This window comes from Geodermatophilus chilensis (assembly GCF_002802985.1).
In the GTDB taxonomy this organism is placed as follows: Bacteria; Actinomycetota; Actinomycetes; order Mycobacteriales; family Geodermatophilaceae; genus Geodermatophilus; species Geodermatophilus chilensis.
Genome location: NZ_NVPT01000360.1, coordinates 1 through 1,219, shown reverse-complemented (window position 1 = coordinate 1,219; position 1,219 = coordinate 1). Strand labels below are relative to the sequence as shown.

At 66.0% G+C, this 1,219-nt stretch carries 1 protein-coding gene; it reads left to right on the top strand.

The genetic code is table 11. The features are described 5' to 3' along the window. Window positions 1-464: 464 nt before the first annotated feature. A partial coding sequence (locus tag CNO22_RS27150) for an AMP-binding protein (RefSeq protein ID WP_198588650.1) occupies window positions 465-1,219 on the top strand: 755 nt, incomplete at its 3' end.

The following is a 1,219-nucleotide window of genomic DNA, read 5'->3' as shown; positions in this document are numbered from 1 at the left end:
ACGACCCACTGTGCTTCAGCGGTCGCAATGCGTTCACGGACCTTACGACGATGTGACGCGTAAGCGGCAGCGGAGGCGTCGAAACGCGGCGGGGCGCATGTTCGGTTCGGACGAAACCGTCCGCAACCCGCGGCTAACGGGTCCTTGATCGCCACCGCGACAGGGTCTCGTCCCGAGAAGGCGCGATTGCTGAAAGTGAGAACATGGCAACTCGGTGCGACAGCTCGGATTACCTGACAGACGTCGACGTACTGCTGGAGAACTCGGCACGTGTCGCCGGGTGACCCCACGGAATTGAGCCCGGGACATCCAATCCCTGACGACGCTGCGAACGCTGCTGCAGGACTCTCGGAAATTGCGACGACGACCTGAGTGCCGATTGTGCTGGCGCGTCGGGAGGATCCCGGTCGATCACAGGAAGTGAGTGAATGTCCGCCCACCGCGATGCCCCGGACCCTGTGGCGATGTTCCGCGAGCCGGCCGAAGCGCGCCTCGAGACCGAGGCCACCCGCTTTCAGCTGAACGGCAATGCGGTCACGCAGTACCGGTTCCACGAGAACGTCGTCGATGAGCTCAGCGGACAGGTTTCCGGGTGCACCCGGCTGAGCCGGTACTTCGAGCGCACCTGCGACCGTCGACCATCGGCCACCGCACTCGAGTGCGAGGGCGAGCACATCTCCTACGCCGACCTGGACCAGCGCGCGAACCGACTGGCCAACCTCCTGATGGCCCGGGACGTGGGCTGCGGCGTCCGGGTGGGGATCCTGCTGAACCGCTCGGTGGACACCTACGTCGCCCTGCTGGCCGTCACGAAGACAGAGGTGACGTTCGTCCCCATCGATCCGGCGGCACCGGCCGACCGGCTGCAGTTCATCGCCGAGGACTCCGACCTCGGCCTGATGGTGACGCACACCTCCTTCGCCGCGTCCTGCGCCGCCCCGCCCTGCGAGAGCTTCCACCTCGACCAGCTGGGGTCCGAGCTGGCCGTTCAGTCGAGCGGTCGTCCCGGCGTCGAGACCGACGGTGATCCCGTCTGCTACATCATCTACACCTCCGGGTCCAGCGGTCGGCCCAAGGGTGTGCAGATCAGCCAGTCGAGCATCTGCGACTTCATCGGCATCGTGCCGGCGCTGTACGGGGTGGAGCCGTCCGACCGGGTCTACCAGGGCATGACGATCGCCTTCGACTTCTCCATCGAGGAGATCTGGCCCACCTGGGC